The organism is Microbacterium halotolerans (assembly GCF_003569805.1).
GTDB classification, from domain to species: domain Bacteria; phylum Actinomycetota; class Actinomycetes; order Actinomycetales; family Microbacteriaceae; genus Microbacterium; species Microbacterium halotolerans.
The window spans coordinates 214062-238250 of record NZ_KZ984054.1 but is presented as its reverse complement, the minus strand read 5'-3'; the positions used below and the strand labels follow the sequence as shown (position 1 = coordinate 238250).

Here is a 24189-nt window from a genome sequence, read left to right as displayed (position 1 = left end):
CCGTCGGTCCGACTCGAAATCCACCGGCGCGTGCCGGTAACCTGGTGGGCGACCCCCAGTAGCTCAGCGGAAGAGCATCGATCTTCTAAGTCGCCGGTCGCACGTTCGAATCGTGCCTGGGGGACGACCTTGCCCGTGGCATGTCAGTGCCCGGGGATAAGGTGGGCTCCATGGCAAACGCATCCGAAAACGACCGGCTCGTCTGGATCGACTGCGAGATGACCGGTCTCGACCTCGAAGTCGATGAGCTGTGTGAGATCGCGATCGTCGTCACGGACTTCGAGCTCAAGGCGCTCGACCCCGGCTTCCAGATCGTCATCAAGCCGAGCGACGCCGCCATGGCGAACATGAACGACTTCGTCACGAAGATGCACCGCTCCAGCGGCCTGATCGAGGAGATCCCGAACGGCGTCGCACTCGCGGAGGCGGAACGGCAGTCGCTCGAGTACATCAAGCGCTTCGCGCCGCAGCAGGGCAAGGCACCGCTCGCCGGCAACACCATCGGCACCGACCGGATGTTCCTGGCCAAGTACATGCCGCAGGTCGACGAGTACCTGCACTACCGCAACGTCGACGTCTCCAGTGTCAAGGAGCTCTCGCGCCGGTGGTTCCCGCGCGCCTACTTCCAGGCCCCGGCAAAGGACGGCGGTCACCGCGCACTCGCCGACATCCTCGAATCCATCCGAGAACTCGAGTACTATCGCAGGGCCGTTTTCATCGATCGGCCGGGCCCGACCAGTGATCAGGCACGCGACACGGCATCGTCGGTGGTGTCATCCTTCGCCGAAAATCTATGACAAAATAGACAAGTTGCCCCGCCAGGGGCGACCATGGTGGCTGTAGCTCAGCTGGTAGAGCACCGCGTTGTGGTCGCGGGGGCCGCGGGTTCAAGCCCCGTCAGCCACCCCATTCTTACGAGGTGCGAACTTCGACTGTGAAACCAGTCGAAGTTCGCACCTCGAATCTGTTCGGAGCGTGCGCCGACATGCACGCGCTGCGTGGGAGACCGAAGCAGCGGCTGTCGTCTCTGCCTGCGCGCTTGCGTGGCGTCGCGTCGGATCTGAGCACGCGGCGCCGGAACACCGCCCTGCCTCGGCAGACCTGCCTCGACAGGGACGGATGGCTGTCAGCTTGCTCATCCTCCGGGATTGCTCGCCTTAGGACACGCACTCTTACCGCGCTGGCACACCAGCCACACCACGTCCCGGCCGAACGACTCGCACAGCAGCAGCAGGGCCACGGCGACCGCCGCAATCGACATCGCCGTGGGGACGAGCCCCGACGCAGCGACGATCAACGCGACGCCCTGCACTGCCGTGACGACCTTGCGCCAGTGACGCGGCGGCAGCGGAGCCCGCAGCCACGGCAGCGCCCAGCCCGCCACGACGAAGGCGTACCGCATGATCCCGATCGCGAGGACCCACGTGCCCAGCGTCTGCGCGACGAATACGCTGAGCATCAGCAGCAGAAATGCGTCCACTTCCATGTCGAAGCGCGCGCCGAGCGGTGTCGCGGACCCGGTGCGCCTGGCGACCCAGCCGTCCACGGCATCGAGGGCGAGGGCGGGGATCGCCAACGCGAGCAGCAGCCCGGCGGGAACCGACTGCAGAAACGACGCCGCGACGACGACCGTGACGAACCCCACGAGCACGGAGCGCACGGTGGTGACGGCATTCGCCTGTCCGAACCGTTCGGCACCGCTGCGGCCGAGCGCCAGAGCGAGCAGCGCGTTCGAGACGGCGAGATAGCCGACGCCCAGCACAGCGGCGATGACCGGAAGTCCGCTGAACACGCCCAGCACGATGCCGAGCACGCCGATGGCTGTGGCGATAGGCGGTGCCCAGTGAATCATCTTCATCGACTGCCTCGGGCTTCGAACGCCCTGTTGCTCTCCGGTGGACGACATCCTGTGAGGATCGTGGCATCAGGCTTAGCATGAGAAACGGGCCGACAGGAGGAGACGCGTGCAGGAAGCCGCCGCATTCTGGATCGAAAAGCCACGCGTCGGGGCGCTGCGGACGCAGCCGCTGCCGTCGGTCGGTGAAGACGATGTGCTCGTCCGCACGCAGTTCAGCGGCATCAGCGCGGGAACGGAGACGCTCGTCTTCCGCGGTGAGGTTCCCGCCGCAGAATCCGAACGGATGCGGGCGCCGTTCCAAGAGGGCGACTTCCCCGGCCCGGTGAAGTACGGATATCAGAGCGTCGGTGTGGTGATCGACGGGCGCCCCGATCTCGTCGGCCGCACGGTCTTCGCTCTCCATCCTCATCAGTCCGCGTTCGTCCTTCCCTCCGACGCCGTGTTCCCCCTCCCAGAGGGCGTGCCGCCGCGCCGCGCCGTGCTCGCCGGAGCGGTGGAGACCGCGCTGAATGTGGCGTGGGACGCGGCACCGCGCATCGGCGACCGGATCGTCGTGATCGGTGCGGGAACGATCGGCTGCTGCATCGCGCGACTGCTTCGCGCCATCCCGGAAACGGATGTCACCTTGGTCGACATCGATCCGATGCGGCAGGGCACTGCAGCGCGGCTCGGTGTCAGGTTCGCCGAAGCCGCCGCGGTGCCGGGCGACTGCGACATCGCGATCCACGCCAGCGGCAGCGGTTCCGGTCTGCAGCTCGCCCTGGAGTCGGTGGCGGAGGAAGGCACGGTGATCGAGGCGAGCTGGTACGGCGACCGGCCCGTCACCGTGTCGCTCGGCAGCGACTTCCACTCCCGGCGGTTGTCCATCCGCTCCTCGCAGGTCGGCGCGGTCTCGTCGTCACGACGAGGCAGCAGAACCCGCCGTGATCGGCTCGCCCTCGCATTGCGCCTGCTGCGCGACGGCGGGTTCGACGCGCTGTTGGGCACCGAGTCCTCCTGGCGCGAGCTGCCGGAGGTGATGGCGTCTCTCGCCGACGGGACGTCTGGACGCGGCGGCACGGGTCCGTGCCGCACCATCGATTGGAAGGACGCACCATGACCTTCACCGTGACCGTGCGCGATCACATGATGATCGCTCACAGCCTCTCCGGCGAGGTGTTCGGGCCCGCTCAGAACCTGCACGGGGCGACCTACATCGTCGACGCGTCCTTCCGAGCCTCCGAGCTGAGCGCCGACGGCGTCGTCGTCGACATCGGACGAGCCGCCTCGGCACTGCACGAGATCACATCTTCGTTGACGAACCGAAACCTGGACGACGATCCGAGGTTCGCCGGGGCGAACACCACCACCGAGCACCTCTGCCGCGTCGTCGCGGATGCCCTCGCCGAACGGGTCGGCGATGGCGCACTCGGCTCCGAGGGACGGCTGCTCACGATGATCGCCGTCACACTGCACGAATCGCACATCGCCTGGGCGAGCTTCGAAAGGCAGCTGTGAACGGGACGCGGGCCGCGCTCGCCCCCGAGACCGCAGGCGACTCCGAGAAGACGCCGACAGGCGGCGCTCACCACGCGGACTCTCTTGGCGCGGTCGATTTCGTCGTGCCCGCCTGGGTGGAGGATACGGCACGCATCAGCGGCGGGAACGTGTACGATCTCGCGGTCCACGACGCGCTCGAGGCACAGGGCTGGAACGCATACCTGCACCGCGTCGACGTCGGCGACGCGGCCATGTCATCGGCGCTGCGGGACATGCGCGATGGAACGGTGGTGCTCGTCGACGGGCTGCTCGCCAGCCGTGCCGCCCATGCCCTCGCGCGGGAGACCACCAGGCTGCGCGTGGTGGTTCTCGCGCACATGGTGGAGAGTTCTGCCGCTGTCGCATCGAAGACCGTCATCGACGGCGAACGCCGCGCTCTCCGCGCCGCACGCGGCGTCGTCGCCACCAGCCGCTGGACTCGCGACGCCCTCGTCTCCCTCGGCTTCGTCTCTGTCGACCGCGTCGTCATCGCCCGTCCCGCCGTCGCCGGTGCAGTCAGCCCCGCTGAGCCGGGCCCGCGGGGCGAACGACTGCTGTGCGTCGGTCCCCTCGCCCCGCACAAGGGGCAGGACATCCTGGTGCGCGCGCTGGCGGGCATCGAGGTCGAACAGCGCTGGAAGTGCACCTTCGTCGGCTCGTCCGACATCGACCCCGCCTTCTCCGACGCTCTGAGGGACCAGGTCGACGCCTCCAGCCTGCGCGACCGCATCCGGTTCGTCGGCGTGCTCACCGGGCGCCGAATGACCGAACAGTTCACGGCGACGGACCTGCTGGTCGCCCCGTCGCGCGACGAACCCTTCGGGATGGCCGCGGCCGAGGCATCAGCGCACGGCATCCCGGTACTCGCCGCCCGCACCGGCGGTCTCCCCGAAGCGATCGCCGCCAACGCCGGCCGGATGTTCGTTCCACCGGATGATCCGCACGCCCTGCGACGAGCACTGCAGAGATGGTGGTCCGACGACAGCACCCGCGCCGCCGTCGCCCGTGACGCGATGCGGACCCGATCGACCACCCGCAGCTGGGATGACACGGCGCTGGACGTCGCTGCGGCGCTCACCGCCGCGGCCGAGCGGAGCGACTCACCATGACCCCGACGTTCAGCAGCGGGTGGCTCGCCGTGCGCGAGCCCGAGGATGCGCGCGCACGTTCGACCGCACTTGCCGAAGCACTGGCCTCCCAGGTTCACGGAGCGCCGATCATCGCACATGATCTCGGCTCAGGTACCGGATCGATGATGCGCTGGCTGGCACCTATGCTGCCAGGGCCGCAGAGCTGGCACCTGCATGATCGGGACGCCCGGTTGCTGCGGCGCGTCGCGGGCGCCCCACGACCCGTCGACGACGACGGATCCGTCGTCTCCGTATCCACGCACGTCGGTGCGCTCGATGATCTGGGTCCCGAGGACCTGCGCGGTGCTTCTCTCATCACGGCATCGGCCCTCCTGGATGTGCTCACTGAGGACGAGCTTCGCGCCGTCGTGTCCCGCTGCGTCGCGGCCAGCGCTCCAGTGCTGTTCGCGCTGACCGTGACAGGCGACGTCGCGGTAACGCCCGCAGACCCGCTCGACGACGACCTCCGTGCGGCGTTCAACGCGCACCAGCAGCGCGCGCACGCCGGGGTGCCCCTGCTCGGCCCGACAGCTGTCGATCGGGCGCGCGCGCTGTTCGACCGCGCCGGGTGGGAGGTCCGCGTCGCCGACACGCCGTGGCGCCTCGGCGGGCACGCGCCGAGGCTGCTGGCGGAGTGGCTGGCCGGATGGACGGACGCGGCCGTCGAGCAGGGACCTCAGCTGCAATCCGCGGCCGCCGGCTACCGCGCCCGACGCACCGCGCAGGCGCGCGCCGGGGCGCTGTCCGTCGACGTTCACCATCGGGATCTGATGGCATGGCCGCGATGACGTGGTTCCCGCAGACTGCCGCCGTGGTGCGCTCACGGCGGGTGCGAGTGTGGGCGCGGCCGATCGCGGGAGCAGCCATCCTGGCCGCGGTGGTGTGGCGAGTCGGTGGTGAGGCGTTCGCCCGCGGGCTGCTCAGCATCGATGTGTCGTCGGCCGCGGCCGCGGCCGGGCTGATCGCCGCTGCCACCGCCGCATCGGCATGGCGGTGGCGCGTCATCGCGCAGCGCCTCGGCGCACACATCTCGCTGCCGAGTGCGATCGCGTTGTACTACCGCTCGCAGTTCCTCAATGCTGTGCTCCCCGGTGGCGTGCTCGGCGATGTCCATCGCGCTGTCGCGCACGGGATTGACGCCGACAGCTTGGCCCAGGCCGCCCGCGCTGTGGCGATCGAACGCCTGGCGGGCCAGGTCGCGCTCGCCGCCGCAACCGCTGCGGTCGTGATCTGGACAGCTCCCGCCTTCGGTCCGACCGTACTCGTCGTGATGGCGATCGCCGCTGTGGTCGTGGCGCTGATCGTCGGTGCGATGTCCGTCGTCCGTCGCGGGCGCCGAATCATCCGGCGCGAATGGGCACAGCTGCGCAAGGGCGTCGGCTCCGGCGGTGCGCTCACGCAGATCGCGGTGAGTTCGACAACGGTGCTCGCGTGCCATGTCGCGCTGTTCGCCGTGGCCGCTTCCGCTGTCGGCATACGGCTGCCGTTCCCGCAGCTGATCGGGATCTCGCTGGTTGCGCTGCTCGGGGCGGCCATCCCGACGAACATCGCCGGTTGGGGGCCGCGCGAAGGCGTGGTCGGCTGGGTGTTCCATACGGTCGGCCTCACGGCCGCGGCCGGCGTGGCCGCATCGACGGCGTTCGGCCTGTTGGTGCTGATCGCTGTCGTGCCCGGTGCCTTCGTTCTGCTCGTCGGCGCTGTGCGCGGTCGGCACGCACACGGACCCGCTTCCTACGGAGGAGCCCAGGGGCCATGACTCATGCGCAGAACGCTTCCCGACCGTACGTGACGGCGAGTGCGGCCATGTCGCTCGACGGCTACCTCGACACCGCGTCCCCACCACGTCTCGCGCTGTCCAGCGATGCCGACTTCGATCGCGTCGACGAGGTGCGCGCCGCGCACGACGCAGTCCTCGTCGGCGCGCGGACCGTCCGTCTCGACGATCCGCGACTGCTCGTGCGCGCGGAGGAACGGCGTCAGCGCAGAACCGAGGCAGGTCGAGGCCCGAACCCCACCAAGGTCACCGTGACGGCCACCGGCGATCTCGACCCGAGCGCGCGGTTCTTCACCGCCGGCGACGCCGAGAAACTGGTGTACTGCCCCGACCGGCTCTCCGAACGTCTCCGTCACCGCCTGCCGCTGGCGACCGTGGTCGGGCTCGGTGCGGATGTGTCGGTTCCCGGGCTGCTGCGGAACCTCGGCGAACGCGGCGTGGCTTCGCTGATGGTGGAGGGCGGCGGGCGCGTGCTCACCCAGTTCCTGACATCCGGGCTCGTCGACGAGCTGCACCTTGTCGTCGCACCGTTCTTCATCGGAGATCGCCGTGCACCCCGATTCGTCTGCGACGCGGAGTTCCCGTGGGCTCCGGATCGCCGTGCTCGGCTGATCGAGTCGACACCGTACGGAGACGTGGTGCTGCTCCGATACGGCTTGAGCGATCGCTGCGATGCGTGACCGCCTCGTCGTTCGCTCACCCTCTGGCCGGACGGGCGCTGCAGCGATATCCTGATACCGACCGGAACTGTCGCAACCGACGGAGGACGCAGATGTCCAGCGCCCGAGGAAACGCGCAACGCGTGGCGCAGTACGCGAGCGCCCTGCTCCTGATCGCCGCAGGCGGAATCCACTTGTTCCTCGTGCTGATCGGAACCGGTGGATTCCTCGGCGTGACTTTCGTGCTGAATGCGGTGGCGGGAATCGCACTCGGCATCGGCCTGTTCGTGCTGCGCGGCACGATGCTGCGGCTCGCGGCCGTGCTCGGCCTGCTGTTCATGATCGCGTCCCTCGGCGCCCTGCTGACCGCGCTCACGGTCGGCCTGTTCGGCATCCGCACCTCGTGGAGCGACACGCTCGCGCCGCACACCGTGGTGGTCGAATCCATCGGCGTCGTGGTGCTCGCCGTCACCACGGCGATGCTGTTCCGTTCGTCGCGCGCCGACCGGGCCTGAGCGCCGACCTCACCCACCATGTGATGCACACGCTCGGACACCAATCGTCTACACGAATCCGGTCAGGACGCCCCGCACTGCCTCGCGAAGCATGGGGCCTTCCTGCTCCACCGTGAACTCCGAGTCAGCGGCGATCTGCTCCAGGAACCCGTCCATCAGCAACCGCACCCAAGAGACCAGTCGTTCCGCCGACAGATCCGTGCGCACCTGCCCGGTGCGCTGTCCCCGGGCGAGCCACTCCAACAGCAGCTCACGCTGCGCCCGCTCGTCCGCCTCCAGCGCCGCGGCCACCTTCGGCTCAGTCATGACGGCGGCGACGGCACGGACGAAGCCCCCCAGACGGGGATCGCTCGCGTCGTCGATCAGCTGATCGACGATCCTGCTTATCGCAGCCAGCGGATCTTCGATGTCCTCGACCGTCGCACGGAGCTGAGCGACGTCATCGGCACCGAGTTCCAGGATCGCCAGCAGAAGGTCCACCTTGGCCGGGAAGTAATGAAAGAAGGTGCCGGAGCCGATCCGTGCTTCCCGGCAGATCGCCGCCGTGGTGGCACGCTCGTACCCGCGAGCGGCGATCACGGTCAACGCGGCATCGATTATGTGCAGCCGCCGCTCCTCATGACGCCGCGGATCGACGGTCCGCGCCATCACTCATCCCTCCCGCTCTACGAGCCTCTACTCGTTCCCCGCGGTAGCGGACCACGAGGCCTGCCGCACGCAGCGCCTCCTCCGCTTCCATCCTGCCGGTGTTCTTCCGACGCTTCCGTCGCCATTCGCGGATGAGCTGGTGCTCACCCGAAGTGAAGCCGGGCTTGCCATCCACCCACCGTGCATAGTCACCTTCGAAGGGATCCTGGTCGAGCCACGGATAGCCGTATTCGCGCATCGTGCTCGCGAGAGCCCTTCGGTTCACTCCGTCGGCATTCAACCGCAGCCGGATGCGCTCACGAGGGTCCAGTACGACGACGTAGTGTCCGTCTGGATACATCGTGGCCACATCAGTGCGTTCGATCCACCCCTCGCGGTCCTCCTGCCGATACTCGATGTGATCGGTCGCCACGGTCAGCCGCAGCCCTTCGCGCACGACGTTCAGCGCGAGAAGCACTCCACCGACTACGCCGAGGAGCGCACCGATCGGGATCGACCAGGCCCACGGCAGACCGGAGACCACCTGCAGCACACCGGGCGTCGGGAGCGGCGACAGGTCGAACATACCGACCAGCCAAGCCGCGAGGACGGGCCCAGCGATCCCGAGCCCGACCCCGGCTATCAGGACCGCGAACCCGAATCCGAGCGGGATGGCCGCGGGCTGTCGCAACGATGTCTCACTCATCTCTCAATAATAGAGCATGCACTCCATTAATAAGATCCACCAGTCCGATCGCGGCGACGGGCCGTCCGGGTGGAATGTCGGAGGTCGGTGGGACGATCTGGGTATGTCGATGAAGCAGCCGCCGATCTGGTTCCCCACCGTGGAGGAACAGGAGCGCTCGCGTGCGCTGCTGGGCGAGATCGAGGCTGCGGAGAGGGCTGTCCGGGTGGCGGAGGCTGCGCGGGCGCGGGCGTCGGCGGAGCTGATGCGGATCGCGGTCGTGCAGGGCAGGCGTGCTCTCCGTACTCGGGGGACGCGGCCGCCGGTACCAGTAAGCAGCGGTCCGGTGGATGACATGCCGGCCCGTTCCGTTGCGGCGGAGGTCGCGCTGGTGCGGGGCGTGACCCGGTTCCGTGCCAAGGCCGACCTGTCGAGTGCATACCTCCTGCACGAGAGCTTCCCCGCCACACTCGCCCGTGTCGAGGACGCCACGATCGGGCAGGACAGGGCGCGGGCGATCGTCGATGCCGGCACCCGGCTGCGTGGTGAGGTCCGTGACGTGTATGAGGAGCGGGTGCTGGAGCTGCAGGACGCGTGCCCGACACGGTCCGTGCCGGGGTTCGCCGCGGACTGTGTCCGTGTGGCTGAGCAGCTCGATCCCCGCTGCCCGGACGAACGAGCCCGTGCCGAGCGGCGCCGACGGGTCGTGTTCACCACGGCACTGTCCGAGCACCTCGCGGAGCTGCACGTGATCGGCGATGCGACCGCTGTGCGCGGGATGGAAGACCGCGTCGCCTCGATCGCCAGGACGGTGATGCGCGACAACGACCGACAGCACGCCGACGCCGCCACCGCTGCGGGCGAGACCGATCCCGGAGTGGAGCAGGATCCGCGCACATTCGGAGAGATCTGTGCCGATGTCGCGGCGGATCTGATCCTCACCGGTGCCCCGACCGCGCACCATGTCGCCGACGCGTCGGGGAAGAACATCCTCGACGAGATCCGCGCCACGGTGCAGGTCACGATCCCGGTCCAGGCCCTCACCGATCTCAACGACGAGCCGGGGCATCTGTCCGGGCACGGCCCGCTCCCCGCCGACATCCTCTGCGCTCTCGCAGACACAGCACCGGTATGGGAACGCGTGTTCCGCCACCCCCACACCGGGGCACTGCTGGCCGCCGACAGCTACAAACCCACCGCGGAGCAGCGTCGGTTCCTTCAGGCGCGGGACGAGCACTGCCGGTTCCCGGGCTGTGACCGGCCGTTCCGGCGGTGCGACATCGACCACACCACAGACTGGGCCCGAGGCGGCGAGACCACCGTCACCAACCTCGGGGCGCTGTGCCGACACCACCACACGCTGCGACATCACTCCCCGTGGAAAGCGAAGCAGACCGCCGCCGGAGTGTATGAATGGACCAGCCCCACCGGCCGCGCCTACCGCGACAAGCCCGAACCCTCAGTGAGGTTCGTCGACAGCGAAGAACTCGCCAACGGCACCCCCATGCCCGACACACACGACAGACGCGAACGCAACCCCGCACCCGCACCCTTCTGAGACTCAGAGCGGCGCTCGTCGGCTCAGCCCATGCGCGCATCGTCCCGCGCAGCCGGTGCCGGTATCCGACGTCTGAGCACCATGACCGATACGACGCCGACAGCGGTGAGCACGGCCGTTGCCACGAACACCGACGGCGTGCCGAGCGTGCCGCCCATGAAGCCCGCGAGCACGGGCCCTGTCACCTGGCCGATGTACTGCGCCGACACGTTGTATCCGAGCACGAGTCCCACGCTCGCGCTCGGGACCAGTCGCCGAATGGTGGCGACAACCGTCGGAGTGATGCCGCCGAGTGCGAGACCGGTTGCGAAGCGCAGCGCCGCGAACGACCACAGCTCCGGCACTGCCGCCTGCAGGGCCAGCAGCGCGGTCGCCGCCACAAGGCTCCAGGTGAGCACGCGCAGGTGCCCGACACGATCGGCCAATCGACCCAGCCATGGCCCGGAGAGAATCGTGCCGAGAGCGGTCAGCGAGAACACGACCGCCGCGAACACGGCGACGTGTTCGGTACCGCTGGTCAGGCGTTCGATGTGCACCGTGATGATCGGCTCGACGGAGATCGTCGCGAACATCAGCAGTGCCGACAGCCCCAGCAGCGCGACGATCGTCCCTCTGCGCGGTATCGCCCGCCACTCGCCGCGTCCGCCCGCTGCGATGACATTCGCCTTCGCTGCAGCGGGGCGGTCTTCGCGCAGGAACACCGCGGTGCCGATGAACGCGACGAAGATCAGCGCGCCGGTGCTGAGGAAGGCGAGCTTCACGCCGAAGACCTGAGCGATCGCACCGCCCAACAGCGGACCGACGATGTTCCCCGACATGATCGCCGACGACAGCACGCCGAGCGCCCAGCCCGACCTCTCCCGCGGTGCCTGCGCCGCGACGAGAATCGTCGATCCGGATGCATAGCCGCCCAGCAGCCCGACGAGCAGTCGGACGGCGACGAGCTGGTGGACGTCCTGCGCCAACCCGATCAGCGACATCGCGACGGCCATGCCGAGGCTGGCTCTCACGAGCATCGGCTTGCGCCCATACCTGTCCCCCATCCAGCCCCACAGCGGCGCGGCCAACGCTGCCGTGAGGAACGTCGCCGCATACGCGATACCGGACCATGCGGTGACGGCGGCCGGATCGTCGACGCCGAGATCACGGACGTACAGCGGAAGGATCGGCAGGATCAGTGTCATACCGACGATCGTCGTGAACGACCCGAGAGCGCACACGATGAGATTGATGCGCCAGTGCGGCGCGGCGGATTCGGTCGAAACGGACACGCGAATGCTCCAGAGGACGACGAGGAGCAGGCACCGACGAACGCCGCTGCGGGCCGGCCTGCCGTCAGTAGGCCCCGCAGCGGCAGGAGAGGAGCTGTCCGCGCGTCATGATGCGTTCATCCTATGCCACGGCTGCATCGCCCGGAATGCGCAACGCTCGGAGGTTGCGGCGAACAGCGCGGGTTGCCCGGCGCTCTCCGCACTTCCCAGCAGGATGCCACGCGCTGACATGGCTCCGATGATGCGTCGTCCCGGCGTCTGCTTGCGGCGACCGAGATCCTCGCGGGCGGAGAGCAGGTTCGTCGCGGCGACGCCGGGGTGGGAGAGGTTGCTCGTCAGCTGCCAGCCGTGCTCAGCCGATCGTCTGTCGAGTTCCAGCCCGAAGAGGCCGAACGCGATCTTCGACTGCCGGTACGCGCGCATCCCGTCGTACGACCGCTCCCACGACGGGTCGACCCAGTTGATCGTTCCACGGCTTGCAGCGATGCTCACCTGCGACGCCCGGCAGCGAAAGCCAGGAGAAGCTCTGCCTGCTGTCGGTCATCGGTGCCGGAGCACTGCGCTGAGCGCAGTCCGGGCGACGAGACGGTGGCTCGTTCGGATCACGGGAACTGTCCGCTGCTCGCGTACGTCGTCTCATCGAGCCCTGACTGAGTCGGATCGTGGTCGACCTCCCCCACCTCGTACATCGTCGTCATCCAGTGATAGAACTTGTCGCCGCGATCACGGAGCCGCCGATACAGCCGCTGCATCATGCGATGCCTCACTTCGACCATCTCCGGATGCCCGTACACGTTCATCAGCTCATCAGGGTCCATGACAAGGTCGTAGAGCTCGTTCACCGACTCGGGGTTGACGACCAGCTTGTACCTGTCCTCCCGAAGCATGCGCTGCGGCACGGGAAAGTGATGCCCGTGGAACTCGCACACGATGTCCTCCTCCCACGCGACGTCGTGGCCGCGTGCGAGCGGCACCAGGCTGCGCGAGTCCACCGCGGGCGCCGGGTCGATGCCCGCCAGCTCGAGGATCGTCGCAGTGCAGTCCAGCAGGCTGACGAACTCGGTGCGCACCTGTCCGGGCTTCCCGCCGGGTATCCGAAGCAGTCCCGGGGTGCGGTAGATGTCTTCGTACATCGCCGGCCCCTTGTCGTGCAAGCGGTGGGCACCGGTGAACTCGCCGTGATCGGCGGTGAAGAACACCGCTGTGTCCTGCACGAGGCCCAGCCGCTCGAGAGCATCCATCACCCGCCCGATCTCCCGATCGATGAGTGCCACATACCCCCAGTAGACCGCGATGAGCTTGCGCGTGGTCTCGATGGGCATCGTGTCGAACGTCCAATGTGCGCTGTAGTTCGCCTGCACCGGCGGTTTGCCTGCGAAGGTCTCAGCGATCGAGCGGGGCAGCTGGATCTCGGCTGGATCGACCAGATCGAAGTACTCATCAGGCAGGATGTACGGCAGGTGCGGCCCGAAGAAGCTCAGTTCCAGGAAGAACGGCCGCGCCCCTGTGCGGAACTCGTCTGCGAATCGTTCCAGGTACTCGATCGTCCGCGTCGCCAGATAGTGCTCGAATGTTGCCTCCACCGGCTGATGCAGCCGGGCAGCGAGCAGGTTGCCCGGCCCGCCGTTCGGCAGCGTGCCGCGGATGCGGTCGCTGATCTCGTACGGGGGCAGTCCGTTGTCGGCGAGGTAACGGCGATAGTCCTCGGAGTCCACCGGATTGTGCCACCCGGGCAGATCGGGCCCCTCGAACCCGAAATCGGCGGCGTCCTTCTCCGTTCCGGCGTGCCACTTGCCGACCAGGCCGGTGTTGTAGCCCCTCTCACGCAGCGCCTCTGCGAAGGTGAAGGTTCCGTCTGCGAGGTCTTCCAGGTAGCCGACATTGCGCTCGTGATTGGCCAGCACCCTGTGGCGGAACGGTGCCTGCCCGGTGAGCAGACTCGCGCGCGCCGGTGTGCAGATCGCCGTCGGGGTGTACCAGCGGTCGAAACGTGTTCCCGTTCGCGCGAGTTCGTCCAGCACCGGGGTCGTACCCGCGGGATTGCCGTACGCGCCGAGAGTGTCGACTCGATGCTGGTCCGTCATCAGGAACAGGATGTTGCACGGGTTCGTCATCGCATCACTCACCGGCGGCCAGCCAGAGATCGCCGGTGTAGAAGTCGGCAGGATCGACCGCGTCGTCGAGTTTTCCCGCTTCGACGAAGTAGTCGACCATTCCTGTCAGCCACGAATCGACGCTGCCGTCCGCCGTGAGCTGATCGATCTCATCGAGTCCGAGCACCTGCACGTTGGCGGCGTCGCCCTCGACGTCGACGGTGTCGAGATCGTTGTACTCGGCAGTCAGTCTGACCGCGTCGTCCATGTTCTCCGCCCGGTACTCGATGGCATCCCGCAGAGCCTTGAGCACACGATCCACCTTCTCGGGCTCGTCTGCGACCACGTCGTTGCCCGCGACGAAGGCCGTCGGGAACGACACCGTGTCTTCGAAGTCGGTGTTGTCGGCGATCTCGACGAGATCGGGAACCTGTTCCTTGACCGTGGCCAGCGCCGGATACCAGAGGCCGGCCCCGTCGACCTGGCCGGATGACAGCGCGGCGACGATCGCCGACGGCTCCATCGGGACGAGCTCGATATCGTCCTTCGTCATGCCCGCTTCCTCGAGCGCCAGCGTGAGGATCATATCGCCCGAGGTCCCCTCTGGCACGGCGACCTTCTTGCCCCGCAGGTCATCCATCGTCTCGTTGCCCGCCTGAGCGACCACGCGGTCCGCCTGACCCAGCGTGTTCATGGCCACGATCTTCGCCTGCCCGGATGCCGGGAGCCAGAACGCGCCGGGGCCGATGTAGCCGAAGTCGAGGTCGCCTGTGCCGAGCGCTTGGATCTGCAGCGGCCCGTTGGTGAACGACGGCGTCTCGACCTCGAGACCGTACTCGTCCCAGATGCCCTGGTCCTCTGCGATCGCAAGCAGGCTCGTGCCGTTGAAGTCAGGGATGAATCCGAACGATACGTCGATCGTCTCCTCTGAGCCTCCCGTTGTGCCGTCTGCGCCGCCGGCGCACGCCGTTGCGGTCACGGCCAGCGTGCCGACGATGGCAGCGGCACCGATGAATCGGATAGTTCGCATGATCAACCTTCCTGAGGGTTCTGGTGATAGACGGAGTGCCACACACGGTTGCGCAGCTCGGCGAACTCCGCGCTGAGGCGGACATCCTCCGTGCGCGGATAGGGCAGGTCGACGTCGATGACGTCGTAGATGCGGCCGGGCCCGGCGGCCATCACGACGACACGGTTGGCGAGGAACACGGCCTCGTCCACGTCGTGGGTGATGAACATCACCGTCCGCTTCTCACGGCTCCACGTGTCGAGAAGCTGTTCCTGGAGCGTCACCCGAGTGAGCGCATCCAACGCTCCGAAGGGTTCGTCCATGAGCAGAATCGATGGATCGACCGCGTACGCGCGGGCGATGGCGCAACGCTGCTTCATTCCGCCCGAGAGCATCTTCGGCAGGGCATCCGCGAACTGCTCCAGCCCCACCAGCTCGATGAAGTGCTCCGCCGTGCGTCGGCGCTCGGCCTTGCCCAGTCCTGCCACTCTGAGGCCGAACTCGATGTTCTTGCGCACGGTCAGCCACGGGAACAGCGCATACTGCTGGAAGATCACTCCGCGCTCGGGCCCTGGCCCTCTCACCTCGACTCCATCGACGTGAGCATGACCGGATGTCGGGCGTTCGAGACCTGCCAGCACATTCATCAAGGTGGACTTTCCGCACCCTGATGGTCCGACGACAGTCACGAACTCGTTGTCGGCGATATCGAGAGACACATCGTCGAGCGCGACGAAGTCCTCGTTCTTCAGCGGGAACGTCTTGTGCACATGCTGCACGGAGATCTTCGCGGTCTCACGCGAGGTCGTGCGTGAAGAGATTGCTTCTGGCATCAGCGTCGCTCCTGCCATCCGGTGAGTTTCGACTCGGCGAGCAGCAGCAGGCGGTCCATTGCCAGGCCGAGGATGCCGATCGCGATGATGCCGACGAAGATCGTCGACAGGTCGTAGTAGAGCTGCGCCTGCTGCATCCGGTAGCCGAGACCCGCCTGCGCCGCCAGGAGCTCCGCTGCCACGAGCGTGGCCCAGGCGGAGCCGAGTCCGACGCGCATGCCGACGAGGATGAACGGTGTCGAGGCGGGGACGACGACCCGCGCGAAGATCGTGCCGTCTTTGGCTCCCAGCACCGTCGCGGCGTTGATGAGGGTCTTGTCGACGCTCACCACACCCTGATAGGTCGAGATGACGCAGGCGAGGAACGCCGCGAGGAAGATGACGAAGACCTTGGGCAGCTCGCCGATGCCCAACAGCACCAGCACGAGCGGCAGCAGAGCAAGAGGCGGAATGGTGCGGAAGAACTGGATCCACGGTTCGAAGAGTCCGCGCGCAACGGTGTACCAGCCCATCAGGAATCCGACGGGGATCGCGACGGCGGACCCGACGAGGAAGCCGGTAAGGACGCGCGCGAGGCTGGCGAGGATGTCGCGCTGCAGAATCCCTTCACGCCAGAGCTCGATTGCGGCGACCACGACTTCCGGCGGCGTCGGGAACTGGAATCCACCGAGAGCCATCAGCCACCAGATGCCGATGCCCGCGACGAGTGAGACTCCGTTGAGAATCCACATCTTCGTTCGACGCGCCATGATCGGGGCGCGAGGCGCGCTGACGGTGGAAGGCGATCCGCCGCCGCGCGGCACGATCTCGGCGGGGGCGCCGTGCCGATTCTTCGGCACGGCTGTCGTCCGGGATGTCACAGTGCGCTCCTCTGCGGCTGGTCCTCGACGGCTGTCGCGGGTTCCGGATACCCGACGAGGAGAGGTGACTGGTGGAACGTCGCGGCCAGTGCGCCGAGAGCACCGTCGCTGTCGCGCAGCTGACCGGCGCGCATGACGACGGGTTCCGCCATGGGAACGGAGTAGAGCTCGTACCGCAGCGTCGCGGCCGCCTGCTCCACGATCACCGGTGCGATGTGCGCGATCTCCCCGCCGATGACGACTTCGGCGGGGTCGAGCACCATCGCGGCTGCAGCCAGCACGCGTCCGACCGTTGCACCGACGTCTCGCAGAACGACATCGACCGCAGGGTCGGCCTTCGCCGCAGCGACCGCAAGATCGTCGAGCGTGCGAATGGCGATGCCTGCTGCACGGCAGCGGTCGAGGATCGCGGGCACCGACGCGACTGTCTCCAGGCATCCCCGCTTGCCGCACCTGCACTCGACACCCGCGGGATCGGTCGTGACGTGCCCGAGTTCACCGGCGATCCCGCGCGCCCCTGTGACGAGTCGACCCGCCACGACGAGACCGCCTCCTACTCCGTCTGACAGCCGCAGGTAGATGAGATCACGAACCTCGCCTGGCCGGAGCACCGCCTCAGCGAGAGCCGCAAGCCGCGTGTTGTTGTCGACCATGACAGGGGCGCCGAATCGCTCTGCGAATGCAGAGTCGACGCCTTCTGGTGCGGCGTGGGGTCTCCGCGCGGCTCCCGCACCGGATGCCATGGTGCCGGAGTACGGACCCGGAACGCCGATGCCGACCGCCTGAAGGGCTCCGAGGTGGATGCTGTGTTCGCGACACAGCGAGTCGATGAGTGCGAACGCCAACGTGATCCGCTGCGACCAGCCGGTCTGATCGTCATACGGCTCGACGCCCGCAGCGATGATCTCGTGCGAAGCGTCTGCAACGGCCGCGTGCACCCTCCGGTGCCCGAAGTCGATACCGAGGAACTGCCCTGATCCAGGGTCGAGCGCGAGCCGCTCGGCCGGTCGACCGCTGCCTGACCGCGTCTGCGCATCGGTGTCGACGACGACGATCGCACCGCGTTCGAGCAGATTCGCGGTGATCTCGGACAGCGTGGTGCGCGAGAGCCCCACCCGTCGGGCAAGGGCCGCTCTGCTGAGTGCTCCGCCCGCCCGCAGCGCGGACAGCACGCGATCCTCGTGCGTGCGTCGCACCAGTGCGTGAACGCCAGTCGTCGTCGACATGACCATGACGCTAGAGAGGTCGAATTTTTCCGTCAATACTCCGACAGAAAGAATCTCTCGTTTGGTCAGATCATTTACAGAACGAGGCGACGAGTCGCACCGGCTGCGGGCGTGCGATGCGCCGCGAAGGCTTCCCGCATAGTTTCAGGTCATGGGACGCACCGACGAAGCAGAATTACTCGTGTACGCCTCCCCCTCGAGCGTCTTCGCGGCGCTCACCTCGTCGCTGCGGAACCTCGCCGCGCTGGTCGGGAGCTGATCGGAGCTTCCGCCAGTCCGGCTCCGATCAGCGAGTCTGCGCAGATCTCGGCTCAGTCCTCGTGTGCCAGCGGCAGCCTCGCGCCGAGCTCGGTGAGAGCGGTGTTGGCGGGCAGCAGCGCGTCGTAGAGCGCCTCGAAGACAGGGCGGAGCTCTTCGTAGACGCCCGCCTCGTCGACATCCGGGTTCGTCGCATCCGCAACGGGCACCAGGTCGGCCGCGACGTCGATCGAATCGATCATGCCGAGCGCCTCCATGCCGAGCAGCGCCGCCCCGAAGCCCGACCCCTCCGGGCTGGCGGGAAAGCCGATCGACGCGTCGAACGCGCTCGCCAGCGTGCGGCGCCAGATCTCGTGCTTCATCACACCGCCGGTTGCGCGGATCTCCGAGATATCCAGACCTGTGGCGCGCATCGATCTGAGCACGAGCGTGAGCTGCAGCGCGACGCCCTCGACCGCGGCGCGCACGAGGTGTGCGCGCTGGTGCGCACGCGTCAGCCCCACATACGCGCCTCTCGCCGCGCCGCCCCAGCGCGGGGCGCGCTCCCCCAGCAGGTACGGCAGCATCAGCAGGCCGCCGGATCCCGCAGGCACCGTCATCGCCTCATCGAGCAGCTGCGCAGTCGACAGCTCCGCGTAGCCGGATGCGAGCTCCGCCCTCACCCAGTCGAGTACGACGCCGCCGTTGTTGATCGCGCCGCCGACGACCCAGCGGTCCTCGGTGAGTGCGTAGCAGAACACGCCGCCGTTCGAGTCCACGCTGGGGCGGTCGACGCTGACCCGCAGCGCGCCGCTCGTGCCGACGGAGCAGGCCGCGACGCCGTGCCGCACGGCGCCGACACCGAGGTTGGCGAGCGGTCCGTCGCCCGCACCGACGACGACGGGAGTCGCCGCGTCCAGGCCGGTTGCGGCCGCCGTCGGCGCGGTCAGCTCACGCAGTACGTGCCTGGTCGGCACCAGCCGCGGCAGCCGATCGGCCGTGACGCCGGCGAGTTCGAGGGACTCACGGTCCCACTCGAGCCGATGGATGTCCATCAGCCCGGATCCGGATGCGAGAGAATGGTCAGTGACGAGTTCGCCGCACAGCTGCAGCAGCACCCAGTCCTTGATGCCGGCCCAGACCGCGGCGCGGTCGAACAGCTCGGGCTCGTGCTCGCGGAACCAGACCAGCTTCGTCAGCGGCGACATCGGGTGCACGGGCGTTCCCGTGCGGCGATGCAGCGCCAGCCCGGTCTCCGATCCGCGGATCCGATCCGCCTGCGCCGCCGCGCGCGTGTCCGCCCAGGTGACGACGGGCGTGAGCGGCTCGCCGTCGGCGTCGAGCGCCATCACACTGTGCATGGCGCTCGAGAAGCTCACACCGCGCACGCGGTCGGCGCCGACCCGGGAGACGACGTCGCTGATGCCGCGATGCACGGCAGTCAGGATGTCGTGCGGACTCTGCTCGGCGCGGCCGGGCGAGGGCTCGTCCAACGGGTACCCGTGCGAGGCCTGCGCCACGGAGGAGCCGTCTGCGCGATACGCGACGACCTTCGTCGCCGTCGTGCCCATATCGACACCGATGACGACGTCTGCGGATTCCATCTCAGCCTCCGTGCGGTTCATGCCCGTGCGCTTCGAACGATACGGCCACCTTGCCCGAGACTCTCGAGTCCCGAGCGAGGTCGAAGGCACCGCCCACATCGTCGACGGAGATGACATGAGTCACCACGGTGCCGATCTCCGGCCGATCGGCGAGCAGAGCGATGGCCTCGTCGATCTCGTCACGGAAGCGGAACGCTCCGCGCAGATCGACCTCCTTGGAGATGAACGGGGCCAGGTTCACGCTCTGCGGCGTGCTCGGGAGCATCCCGATCTGTACGACGACTCCGCGGCGGCGCACCGCAGCCCCCGCCGAGCTGATCGCCGCGGGGGCGCCCGAGCACTCCATCACGACGTCGAATGCCTCAGTCGGGAGCTCATCGCGGCCGACTCGCACGACGGCGTCTGCGCCGATGGTGCGCGCCCGCTCGAGGGGCTCGTCGAGCATGTCGCTGGCCGTCACGTGCGTCGCACCGCGGGCGCGTACGGCAGCGACGGCGAGCAAGCCGATAGGGCCTGCCCCCGAGACGAGCACACGCGCACCGGTCAGGTCGCCTGCCCGCGTCGCGCCGTGCAGAGCGACTCCGAGCGGCTCGGCGAGCACAGCACCTGCCGCGTCCAGTCCGTCGGGAAGCACGCGCACCATCCCGCGGTCGACGACCAGCAGATCGGCCATCGCGCCCTGGGTGTGCGGCATGGTCGCTGCACTGCCGAGGTACGAGCCGCCCGGCCACAGATGCGGCTGCCCCTCCGTGCCGGGCACCTCGGTGCCGAAGCGTGCGGGGTGCACGGTCACCGGTGTGCCGGGCTCAAGCTCGCCTCGCGGGTCGACGTCGACGACGCCGGACATCTCGTGACCGGGGGTGAGCGGCTCGCGCACGGTGTACTCGCCGTTCGCTCCCTCGAACAAGTAGTGCATGTCGCTGCCGCAGATGCCGACCTGCTGCACCCGGATGCGCACCTCGCCATCGCCCGGCTCCGGCACGGCGGCATCGCGCACCGCGATCCGGTCCTTGCCGTCGATGTACACCGCCCGCATCGAGCCGGCGCTCATACGACGGCCGTCATTCCGCCGTCGACGACGATGTTCTGGCCGGAGACGAAGCTCGAGGCATCGGATGCCAGGAACAGCAGCGCGCCGCGCAGCTCGCGCACATCGCCCCATCGGTGCGCTGGTGTGCGGTTCACGAGCCAGTCGTTGAACGCTTCGTCCTCTACGAGGGCGCGATTCATATCGGTGGCGAAGTACCCGGGCGACAGTGCGTTCACCTGCACGCCGTGGCGGGCGAGATCGGCGGCCATGCCCTGCGTCAGCAGCGCGACGCCGCCCTTCGACGCCGAGTACGGCGCGATGGTCTGCCGCGCGAGCTTCGACTGCACGGACGCGATGTTGATGATCTTGCCCGAGCCGCGCTCGGTCATTCCGGGCACGACGAAGCGCGAGACGTAGAACATGCTCGAGAGGTTGCTCGCGATCACCGCGTCCCAGTCGTCGACGGCGAACTCGCCGATCGGCGCACGGCGCTGCAGGCCGGCGTTGTTCACGAGAATGTCGGGAACGCCCTGCTCGGCGACGAGCTGCTCGACCTGCTCCTGCACGTCACGGGCGTCCGTGACGTCGAAGCGCACCGTGTCGGGGCGCTCACCGGCGACCTCGGCGATCTCGTCTGCCGCGGTCGCCAGCGCATCCGGATCACGTCCATGCAGCGTGACGCGCGCGCCCGCTTCGGCGAGGCCGAGCGCGAGTGTGCGCCCGAGACCGCGCGATGACCCCGTCACGAGCGCGGAGCGCCCGCTGATGTCGAACAGTTCGGAAGTCACTGATGTCCTCCTCAGAAGATCAGATAGACGACGAGGACCAGCACGAACGCGACGACCGACTCGATCGCCTGCTGCACGGTCCACGTCTTGAGCGTGGTCTTGACATCAAGGTTCATCAGGCGCCCGACGAGCCAGAATCCGGAGTCGTTGACATGGCCGGCGAACACCGATCCCGCGGCGGTCGCGAGCGTGATCGCCGCGACGTCCATCGCACCGAAGTCTCCGGCGACGACGGCCGGAGCCATCAGCCCGGCCGAGGTCACCAGGGCGACAGTCGCGGAACCCTGCGCGAGGCGCAGGACCACTGCGATGACGTATGCGGCCAGGATGACGGGAAGGCCGAGGTCGGACAGCGTGTCGGCGAGCGCATCGCCGATGCCGGATGCGCGCAGCACGCCGCCGAACATTCCGCCGGCACCCGTGATCAGGATGACCGATGCGACAGGGCCGAGCGTTCCGTCGACCAGCTTCTCCAGCGCCGAACCGTCCTCACCGCGGAAACGGCCGAGCACGAGCAGCGCGACGATCACCGTGATGAGGAGAGCGATGGGCGACTGTCCGATGAAGATGAGCGCCTGCACCCAGAACGCGCCGGGGTCGACGGCGCCGACGGAGCCCAGCGTGCTCAGCCCGGTGTTCAGGAAGATCAGGAGGATGGGCACCAGCAGGATGGCGATGACGGTGCCGGGCTTCGGCGGATTCTGCGGCTGGTCGTCGTCCTTCGCTCCGAACAGGGACGGCACGATCATCGGATTGCGCCTGTTGACGAACTTGCCCCAGAGGTAGCCGGAGAGGTACCAGGTCGGGAAGGCGATCACGAGACCGAGGAGGAGCACGAGGCCGAGGTTCGCCTCGTAGAACTCGATCGCCGAGACGGGGCCGGGATGCGGGGGAAGGAACACGTGCATGACCGAGAACGCCGCGGCGCCGCTGATGCCGAACAGCAGCAGGTTCTTGCCGCCGATGCGTCGGGCGACGGCGAAGATGATCGGCAGCATGACGACGAGGCCTGCGTCGAAGAAGATCGGGAAGCCGAGCAGCAGCGACGTGATGCCGAGGGCGAACGCCGCGCGTCTCTCACCGAAGATCCGGACCATCAGGTCGGCCACGGCCTTGGCGCCGCCCGATGACTCGATGAGCCTTCCGAGGATCGCACCGAGCCCGATCAGCAGGGCGACGGAGCCGAGCGTCTTCCCGAAGTCATCCGTCAGTGTGCCGACGATCTCGCCCACCGGCAGCCCCGTCGCGATCGCGGTGAGCACCGATACGAGGATCAGCGTGAGGAACGCGTGCAGGCGCAGCTTGATCACGAGGAACAGAATCAGCAGCACAGCGCCGGCGGCGATGCCGAGCAGCGGCCCTGCGCCGAGGGTCTGAGTCCACTCTTCAGTCATGGGATTCTCCGTTGAATGTGAGTCGAGCAGAACGGACCATCGCTGGCCATTCCGCAAAGGTAGTATTTATCGCCGTAGTAAGGTATCACTACTTGCTTCGAGGAAGGAATCCAATGGCGGGCCGCATCCACGATGACGTCACCGACGATCTCGGCTCCCGCATCGCCCAGGGCGAGATCGCCCCTGACGCGGTCTTCACGCTGGCACAGCTCGAACACGACTACAGCGCTTCGCGCACGGTCGCTCGCGATGCCGTGCAGGTGCTCGAGAGCCTCGGTCTGGTGGCATCGCGTCGTCGGGTCGGGATCACGGTGCAGCCGCGCGACGCCTGGGACGCGCTCGCGCCGCGGGTGATCGGCTGGAATCTGCGCGGCCCGTTCCGGCAGCAGCAGCTGGAGGCGCTGATGGAGCTGCGTGTGGCCGTCGAGCCGACGGCTGCCCGGTTGGCGGCGCGCAGGGCGACGCCGGCGCAGCGCGCCGAGCTGCGCCGCCTCGCCCAGCGGCTGCGTGCGCTCGCGGCGGGCGGCGGCGGCGCCTCCGATGACTTCCTCGCGGCCGATGTCGAGTTCCACGATCTGCTGCTGCAGGCCTCCGGCAACCCGCAGCTGATCGCCCTGCGCGCGCCTGTGCGCGAGGTGCTCACGGGCCGGACACGACTCGGGCTGACCCCGCCAGTGCCCGCTCCGGGAACGCTCGAGGAGCACGAATCGGTCGCCGCGGCGATCAGCACGGGTGACGGCGAGGAAGCCGAGGCGCACTCCCGCTCGCACATGCTGTCGGTCTGGGGCGAGGTCCAGGCCGACGATTCGCTCGTGTGAGCGCGGTCAGTGCGGTGCGCCGTGGTGGCGCGATACGAAGGCACTGCCTCTGACGTAGAACCGGCGCGGCGCGTCGACGGCCTTCGATATGCCCACCCGCACGCCTGTGACGATCTCAGCATCTGGCAGCTCCACGCGGCGATCGAGCCGCAGTCCCAGCCCGTCACCCGAGAGCGACGTTCCGGTCAGTGAGAGATCGGCACCAAGCGCTTGGCCGAGCTTTCCCGGCCCGTTGGTGAGCTCTGCTCCCCCGCGTCCGCGACGCGCCCGCATGATCTCCTCGCCCTCGAGCGGCTCGGCGGCCCGGATGAGCACTCCGGATCCGATGCCCACCCGGCCCGTGACGACGTTGCAGCAGAAGTGGATTCCGTGCGAGCGGTAGACGTACAGGTGACCTGCCGGGAGGAACATCGCGGCGTTGCGCGGCGTGCGCCCGCGGAAGGTGTGGCTGGCCGGATCGGTCTCGTCGTACGCCTCGGTCTCCACGATCCTGACCCGCACGCGCTCGCCGTCGATCTCGCTGACCAGCTCGCAGCCCAGCAGGCGCCGAGCGGCTTCTTCTACGGGACTGTCGAGGAAGCCGAACTCCGCACCGGGTGCGGCGCCGACCGTCGTCGTCATGTCGACCGAGTCTGCCGGGTTCGCCGTCATCCCTCCATTTTCCCATCAGGGATCGCCGGCTGCGCACGACGCGCGGGCGGG

25 protein-coding genes and 2 tRNA genes are annotated in these 24189 nt (G+C 68.2%); 12 read left to right on the top strand and 15 right to left on the bottom strand.

Going from position 1 to position 24189, the window contains the following annotated elements; genetic code table 11:
- Positions 1 to 52 precede the first annotated feature (52 nt).
- The 3 genes from DZG09_RS14790 (at position 53) to DZG09_RS14780 (ending at position 909) form a co-directional block, all read left to right on the top strand.
- Positions 53 to 124 (top strand) — tRNA-Arg (locus tag DZG09_RS14790).
- Positions 125 to 170: 46 nt separating this feature from the next.
- Positions 171 to 797 carry an oligoribonuclease gene (orn, locus tag DZG09_RS14785; RefSeq protein ID WP_119698491.1) on the top strand — a complete coding sequence of 209 codons (627 nt, stop codon included), beginning with the start codon at positions 171 to 173 and terminating at the stop codon, positions 795 to 797.
- A 36-nt stretch (positions 798 to 833) separates the two neighbouring features.
- Positions 834 to 909, top strand: a tRNA-His gene (locus DZG09_RS14780).
- Between the two features lie 226 nt (positions 910 to 1135).
- On the opposite strand, the gene DZG09_RS14775 is transcribed toward DZG09_RS14780, so the two are convergent.
- Positions 1136 to 1858: a CDP-alcohol phosphatidyltransferase family protein gene (locus DZG09_RS14775; protein WP_205529198.1), complete on the bottom strand. Its 723-nt coding sequence runs from the start codon at positions 1856 to 1858 to the stop codon at positions 1136 to 1138.
- Positions 1859 to 1964: 106 nt separating this feature from the next.
- Here DZG09_RS14775 and DZG09_RS14770 point away from each other — a divergent pair, with 106 nt between their 5' ends.
- The 7 genes from DZG09_RS14770 (at position 1965) to DZG09_RS14740 (ending at position 7454) form a co-directional block, all read left to right on the top strand.
- A complete protein-coding gene (locus tag DZG09_RS14770; RefSeq protein ID WP_119698490.1) occupies positions 1965 to 2957 on the top strand; it encodes a zinc-dependent alcohol dehydrogenase in 993 nt (330 codons plus the stop codon).
- On the top strand, positions 2954 to 3355 hold the full coding sequence (locus DZG09_RS14765) for a 6-pyruvoyl trahydropterin synthase family protein (protein ID WP_119698489.1): 402 nt from the start codon (positions 2954 to 2956) through the stop codon (positions 3353 to 3355). Before DZG09_RS14770 ends, DZG09_RS14765 begins: the two co-directional genes overlap by 4 nt.
- Positions 3352 to 4485 (top strand): glycosyltransferase family 4 protein, encoded by a 1134-nt coding sequence (locus DZG09_RS14760; protein WP_119698488.1) that lies wholly within the window; start codon positions 3352 to 3354, stop codon positions 4483 to 4485. The genes DZG09_RS14765 and DZG09_RS14760 overlap by 4 nt, the downstream gene beginning before the upstream one ends.
- Positions 4482 to 5294: a small ribosomal subunit Rsm22 family protein gene (locus DZG09_RS14755; protein ID WP_119698487.1), complete on the top strand. Its 813-nt coding sequence runs from the start codon at positions 4482 to 4484 to the stop codon at positions 5292 to 5294. Before DZG09_RS14760 ends, DZG09_RS14755 begins: the two co-directional genes overlap by 4 nt.
- Positions 5291 to 6262: a lysylphosphatidylglycerol synthase transmembrane domain-containing protein gene (locus tag DZG09_RS14750; RefSeq protein WP_162893339.1), complete on the top strand. Its 972-nt coding sequence runs from the start codon at positions 5291 to 5293 to the stop codon at positions 6260 to 6262. Before DZG09_RS14755 ends, DZG09_RS14750 begins: the two co-directional genes overlap by 4 nt.
- Positions 6259 to 6960 carry a RibD family protein gene (locus DZG09_RS14745; protein WP_119698485.1) on the top strand — a complete coding sequence of 234 codons (702 nt, stop codon included), beginning with the start codon at positions 6259 to 6261 and terminating at the stop codon, positions 6958 to 6960. The genes DZG09_RS14750 and DZG09_RS14745 overlap by 4 nt, the downstream gene beginning before the upstream one ends.
- A 92-nt stretch (positions 6961 to 7052) precedes the next feature.
- Positions 7053 to 7454: a hypothetical protein gene (locus tag DZG09_RS14740; RefSeq protein ID WP_119698484.1), complete on the top strand. Its 402-nt coding sequence runs from the start codon at positions 7053 to 7055 to the stop codon at positions 7452 to 7454.
- Positions 7455 to 7502: 48 nt separating this feature from the next.
- On the opposite strand, the gene DZG09_RS14735 is transcribed toward DZG09_RS14740, so the two are convergent.
- Positions 7503 to 8102 carry a TetR/AcrR family transcriptional regulator gene (locus tag DZG09_RS14735; protein ID WP_119698483.1) on the bottom strand — a complete coding sequence of 200 codons (600 nt, stop codon included), beginning with the start codon at positions 8100 to 8102 and terminating at the stop codon, positions 7503 to 7505.
- A complete protein-coding gene (locus DZG09_RS14730; protein WP_119698482.1) occupies positions 8071 to 8787 on the bottom strand; it encodes a YqeB family protein in 717 nt (238 codons plus the stop codon). The genes DZG09_RS14735 and DZG09_RS14730 overlap by 32 nt, the downstream gene beginning before the upstream one ends.
- A 103-nt stretch (positions 8788 to 8890) precedes the next feature.
- Here DZG09_RS14730 and DZG09_RS14725 point away from each other — a divergent pair, with 103 nt between their 5' ends.
- The gene (locus tag DZG09_RS14725; RefSeq protein ID WP_162893338.1) at positions 8891 to 10324 is read left to right on the top strand and encodes an HNH endonuclease signature motif containing protein; all 1434 of its coding nucleotides are present in this window, start codon (positions 8891 to 8893) and stop codon (positions 10322 to 10324) included.
- A gap of 23 nt (positions 10325 to 10347) precedes the next feature.
- Here DZG09_RS14725 and DZG09_RS14720 read toward each other — a convergent pair whose 3' ends face one another.
- The 11 genes from DZG09_RS14720 to DZG09_RS14670 all read right to left on the bottom strand — a co-directional run bounded on the left by DZG09_RS14720 (position 10348) and on the right by DZG09_RS14670 (position 22669).
- Entirely contained in the window at positions 10348 to 11595 is a 1248-nt protein-coding gene (locus DZG09_RS14720; RefSeq protein ID WP_205529197.1) for an MFS transporter, read from the bottom strand.
- Positions 11596 to 11700: 105 nt separating this feature from the next.
- Positions 11701 to 12087 carry a Rossmann-fold NAD(P)-binding domain-containing protein gene (locus tag DZG09_RS14715; protein WP_205529196.1) on the bottom strand — a complete coding sequence of 129 codons (387 nt, stop codon included), beginning with the start codon at positions 12085 to 12087 and terminating at the stop codon, positions 11701 to 11703.
- Between the two features lie 110 nt (positions 12088 to 12197).
- A complete protein-coding gene (locus DZG09_RS14710; protein ID WP_119698480.1) occupies positions 12198 to 13709 on the bottom strand; it encodes a sulfatase family protein in 1512 nt (503 codons plus the stop codon).
- Positions 13710 to 13713: 4 nt separating this feature from the next.
- A complete protein-coding gene (locus DZG09_RS14705) occupies positions 13714 to 14718 on the bottom strand; it encodes an aliphatic sulfonate ABC transporter substrate-binding protein (protein WP_119698479.1) in 1005 nt (334 codons plus the stop codon).
- A 2-nt stretch (positions 14719 to 14720) separates the two neighbouring features.
- Positions 14721 to 15530: an ABC transporter ATP-binding protein gene (locus DZG09_RS14700; RefSeq protein WP_119698574.1), complete on the bottom strand. Its 810-nt coding sequence runs from the start codon at positions 15528 to 15530 to the stop codon at positions 14721 to 14723.
- Entirely contained in the window at positions 15530 to 16390 is an 861-nt protein-coding gene (locus DZG09_RS14695; protein ID WP_240424073.1) for an ABC transporter permease, read from the bottom strand. Before DZG09_RS14695 ends, DZG09_RS14700 begins: the two co-directional genes overlap by 1 nt.
- Positions 16387 to 17616, bottom strand: coding sequence for an ROK family transcriptional regulator (locus DZG09_RS14690; RefSeq protein ID WP_119698572.1), 1230 nt, complete (start codon positions 17614 to 17616; stop codon positions 16387 to 16389). The genes DZG09_RS14695 and DZG09_RS14690 overlap by 4 nt, the downstream gene beginning before the upstream one ends.
- Positions 17617 to 17927: 311 nt before the next feature.
- The gene (locus DZG09_RS14685) at positions 17928 to 19457 is read right to left on the bottom strand and encodes a gluconokinase (RefSeq protein ID WP_119698571.1); all 1530 of its coding nucleotides are present in this window, start codon (positions 19455 to 19457) and stop codon (positions 17928 to 17930) included.
- Position 19458: 1 nt separating this feature from the next.
- Positions 19459 to 20493, bottom strand: a complete 1035-nt coding sequence (locus tag DZG09_RS14680; protein WP_119698570.1) for a zinc-binding dehydrogenase — start codon at positions 20491 to 20493, stop codon at positions 19459 to 19461.
- 11 nt (positions 20494 to 20504) lie between these two features.
- Positions 20505 to 21275, bottom strand: coding sequence for an SDR family oxidoreductase (locus tag DZG09_RS14675; RefSeq protein ID WP_119698478.1), 771 nt, complete (start codon positions 21273 to 21275; stop codon positions 20505 to 20507).
- Between the two features lie 11 nt (positions 21276 to 21286).
- Entirely contained in the window at positions 21287 to 22669 is a 1383-nt protein-coding gene (locus DZG09_RS14670) for a GntP family permease (protein ID WP_119698477.1), read from the bottom strand.
- A 113-nt stretch (positions 22670 to 22782) separates the two neighbouring features.
- Here DZG09_RS14670 and DZG09_RS14665 point away from each other — a divergent pair, with 113 nt between their 5' ends.
- Entirely contained in the window at positions 22783 to 23487 is a 705-nt protein-coding gene (locus tag DZG09_RS14665) for a FadR/GntR family transcriptional regulator (RefSeq protein WP_119698476.1), read from the top strand.
- A gap of 6 nt (positions 23488 to 23493) precedes the next feature.
- On the opposite strand, the gene DZG09_RS14660 is transcribed toward DZG09_RS14665, so the two are convergent.
- Positions 23494 to 24138, bottom strand: coding sequence for a DNA-3-methyladenine glycosylase (locus tag DZG09_RS14660; protein ID WP_240424071.1), 645 nt, complete (start codon positions 24136 to 24138; stop codon positions 23494 to 23496).
- Positions 24139 to 24189 lie beyond the last annotated feature (51 nt).

What these genes read in the sequence shown, in the direction of transcription:
- DZG09_RS14755 (WP_119698487.1), top strand. Translation starts at nt 4,482, where the DNA reads ATGACCCCGACGTTCAGCAGCGGGTGGCTCGCCGTGCGCGAGCCCGAG.
- DZG09_RS14745 (WP_119698485.1), top strand. Translation starts at nt 6,259, where the DNA reads ATGACTCATGCGCAGAACGCTTCCCGACCGTACGTGACGGCGAGTGCG.
- DZG09_RS14685 (WP_119698571.1), bottom strand. Translation starts at nt 19,457, where the DNA reads ATGGAATCCGCAGACGTCGTCATCGGTGTCGATATGGGCACGACGGCG.
- DZG09_RS14710 (WP_119698480.1), bottom strand. Translation starts at nt 13,709, where the DNA reads ATGACGAACCCGTGCAACATCCTGTTCCTGATGACGGACCAGCATCGA.
- DZG09_RS14705 (WP_119698479.1), bottom strand. Translation starts at nt 14,718, where the DNA reads ATGCGAACTATCCGATTCATCGGTGCCGCTGCCATCGTCGGCACGCTG.
- DZG09_RS14700 (WP_119698574.1), bottom strand. Translation starts at nt 15,530, where the DNA reads ATGCCAGAAGCAATCTCTTCACGCACGACCTCGCGTGAGACCGCGAAG.
- DZG09_RS14730 (WP_119698482.1), bottom strand. Translation starts at nt 8,787, where the DNA reads ATGAGTGAGACATCGTTGCGACAGCCCGCGGCCATCCCGCTCGGATTC.
- DZG09_RS14765 (WP_119698489.1), top strand. Translation starts at nt 2,954, where the DNA reads ATGACCTTCACCGTGACCGTGCGCGATCACATGATGATCGCTCACAGC.
- DZG09_RS14725 (WP_162893338.1), top strand. Translation starts at nt 8,891, where the DNA reads ATGTCGATGAAGCAGCCGCCGATCTGGTTCCCCACCGTGGAGGAACAG.
- DZG09_RS14660 (WP_240424071.1), bottom strand. Translation starts at nt 24,138, where the DNA reads ATGACGGCGAACCCGGCAGACTCGGTCGACATGACGACGACGGTCGGC.
- DZG09_RS14775 (WP_205529198.1), bottom strand. Translation starts at nt 1,858, where the DNA reads ATGAAGATGATTCACTGGGCACCGCCTATCGCCACAGCCATCGGCGTG.
- DZG09_RS14735 (WP_119698483.1), bottom strand. Translation starts at nt 8,102, where the DNA reads ATGGCGCGGACCGTCGATCCGCGGCGTCATGAGGAGCGGCGGCTGCAC.
- DZG09_RS14740 (WP_119698484.1), top strand. Translation starts at nt 7,053, where the DNA reads ATGTCCAGCGCCCGAGGAAACGCGCAACGCGTGGCGCAGTACGCGAGC.
- DZG09_RS14665 (WP_119698476.1), top strand. Translation starts at nt 22,783, where the DNA reads ATGGCGGGCCGCATCCACGATGACGTCACCGACGATCTCGGCTCCCGC.
- DZG09_RS14690 (WP_119698572.1), bottom strand. Translation starts at nt 17,616, where the DNA reads ATGTCGACGACGACTGGCGTTCACGCACTGGTGCGACGCACGCACGAG.
- orn (WP_119698491.1), top strand. Translation starts at nt 171, where the DNA reads ATGGCAAACGCATCCGAAAACGACCGGCTCGTCTGGATCGACTGCGAG.
- DZG09_RS14670 (WP_119698477.1), bottom strand. Translation starts at nt 22,669, where the DNA reads ATGACTGAAGAGTGGACTCAGACCCTCGGCGCAGGGCCGCTGCTCGGC.
- DZG09_RS14680 (WP_119698570.1), bottom strand. Translation starts at nt 20,493, where the DNA reads ATGCGGGCGGTGTACATCGACGGCAAGGACCGGATCGCGGTGCGCGAT.
- DZG09_RS14750 (WP_162893339.1), top strand. Translation starts at nt 5,291, where the DNA reads ATGACGTGGTTCCCGCAGACTGCCGCCGTGGTGCGCTCACGGCGGGTG.